The organism is Moorena sp. SIO4E2, assembly GCF_010671945.1.
GTDB classification, from domain to species: Bacteria; Cyanobacteriota; Cyanobacteriia; order Cyanobacteriales; family Coleofasciculaceae; genus Moorena; species Moorena producens.
On record NZ_JAAHIE010000962.1, the window covers coordinates 1 to 2,105 of the forward strand.

Sequence of the window (2,105 nt, forward strand, 5' to 3'; positions counted from 1 at the left end):
TAGGATAGGATGACCAAATCTCTATTTGTTTACGATCATAAGCCTGTGATGCTATCTCCATGATAGCATTTTTGTAGACATCAATCACAGCTTTGGCATCTGATACTTGGTAGTTACGAATTAACATTTTTTATCAGATATCCCGATTCCCTACTCCCTTTTAATTTAACTTATAGCGAGCAGTCCACAGTATTTTCCTGAAAAATGGAATATCTTTGAAAACTCTCAGCAAACCAAGTTTCTTTTCTGGTTCATCAAGATAAAACCAATCATCAAGGAATTCAATACCTGGATTCCAACTCTCCAAGTCTTTACTGTCTTGAATCCCAAAGTTGAAACTGGCATCTTTTCCCAAGTGCAAATCCTGTTGTAATTTTCTGTTGATGATTGCTCGCAGGGGCTGCTTTAACCAAGCCGCCTTGAAAAATTCAGCAATAAGTTCACAGCCTGGAAACGTTGATTGCAGTTTCAAGACTAATGATTTTACTTCCTCTTCTTGAAGGTACATAAATAAGCCTTCTGCCATAAATAAAACTGAATCAGCCTTCAACTCTCTAATTGCTTCGATCCATTCATAATTCAAGACCGAACACGGAATAAAGCGATAGCGGTCAGTTTCTGGTAACAATTTCTTTTTAACCGCTATCACCTCTGGTAAATCCAGGTCATAGAAGATAACCTTTCCGTTATCGATCCGGTGGAAACGAGTATCCAATCCACAACCAATATTAACAACAATTCTGTTCTTGATGCAGTCGCTCATGGGGGAAACCCCCAAGACCGCGCTGCATCGCTTATGCGATCGCTCCAGGAAATTTCTGGTATAATCATCATAGCGTTTGGCGCGCATAGCCACATGAACCACCAATTTTTTTTCTACCTTGCCCTTAGCTAAGCTTTGATAAAGCTTGTTATCTGATTGGGATAATTCAGGAGTTAATTTGTCAGTAATTTCAACAGCTAATGGATCATATAAAATTGGGTCTTTTGACTGGCTTTCTAGGGCATGGCAATATAAAGTCAGTAGGGATGTAGCTGCTACATCACCGATTTGAGTGTTGAGTAATTTCGGAATTTCCATATCAGCTATCAGCTATCAGCTATCAGCTATCAGTTATCAGTTATCAGTTATCAGCTATCAGCTATCAGCCATAAGCTATAGCGTTTATTGCATTTATGAGGTACGCTTTTGAGCCTCAAAGTCCCCCTTTATAAGGGGGATTTAGGGGGATCCCTTTGTACCTGATGGGAGAGAGAATTGCTATATCAGCCAAAGGCCAACGACTGACCGCTGACACCTGTTCCCATAGCGCATATGCTTACAAAAAACTTGTATAGCACTACGCATTCAGATTAAGACATTTGTAAACTCCGAAACTTAGTCATAGCTTACTTCTGACTTCTGACTTCTGACTTGCGGACTTGCGCGTAGGGCTATACTATCATGTCGGAATAATTACCCTTCATAAAAATCTCCCCATCTCCCCATCTCCCTATCTCCCCAGCCTAATTATAGGTATTCCACCAGACTTGATATAAGCTATTTTGAAGGCGTTTATAGCAATCTACTATGGCAACCATTAACGATAACTACCTCAAACTCAAAGCTGGCTACCTATTTCCCGAAATTGCGCGACGGGTCAATACTTTCGCAGAGGCCAATCCTGATGCTAAGCTAATCAAGCTGGGGATTGGTGATGTTACCGAACCACTACCAGCAGCCTGCCGCACCGCTATAATCAAAGCTGTTGAAGAAATGGGCGATCGCGCCACCTTCAAAGGTTATGGTCCCGAGCAAGGCTACCCTTGGTTAAGGGAAAAAATTGCTACCCACGATTTTCAAAGCCGGGGGTGTGAGATTGAGGCTGGGGAAATTTTCATCTCCGATGGCTCCAAGTGCGACACCGGTAACATTCTCGACATCTTTGGGAAAGATAACAAGATTGCCGTTACTGACCCAGTTTATCCTGTATATGTAGACACCAACGTCATGGCTGGTCATACGGGGGATGCTGATGATAGCGGTAAATATGAGGGTTTGGTTTATCTACCGATTACCGCCGAGAACAACTTCACCGCAGAGATTCCCTCCGAGAAGGTTGATA

General features: G+C 42.2%; 2 protein-coding genes. One reads left to right on the top strand and one right to left on the bottom strand.

The window, feature by feature from the left end; translation table 11 throughout:
- Positions 1–160: 160 nt before the first annotated feature.
- Positions 161–1,081, bottom strand: coding sequence for a class I SAM-dependent methyltransferase (locus tag F6K37_RS39475; protein WP_287256711.1), 921 nt, complete (start codon positions 1,079–1,081; stop codon positions 161–163).
- Between the two features lie 489 nt (positions 1,082–1,570).
- On the opposite strand from F6K37_RS39475, the gene F6K37_RS39480 reads away from it, so the two are divergent.
- Positions 1,571–2,105: aminotransferase class I/II-fold pyridoxal phosphate-dependent enzyme (locus F6K37_RS39480; RefSeq protein ID WP_287256713.1), on the top strand; the 535-nt coding region annotated here is incomplete at its 3' end.

Bases quoted from the DNA above. Each gene is read 5' to 3' on its own strand.
- F6K37_RS39475 (WP_287256711.1), bottom strand. From the start codon at position 1,081: ATGGAAATTCCGAAATTACTCAACACTCAAATCGGTGATGTAGCAGCT.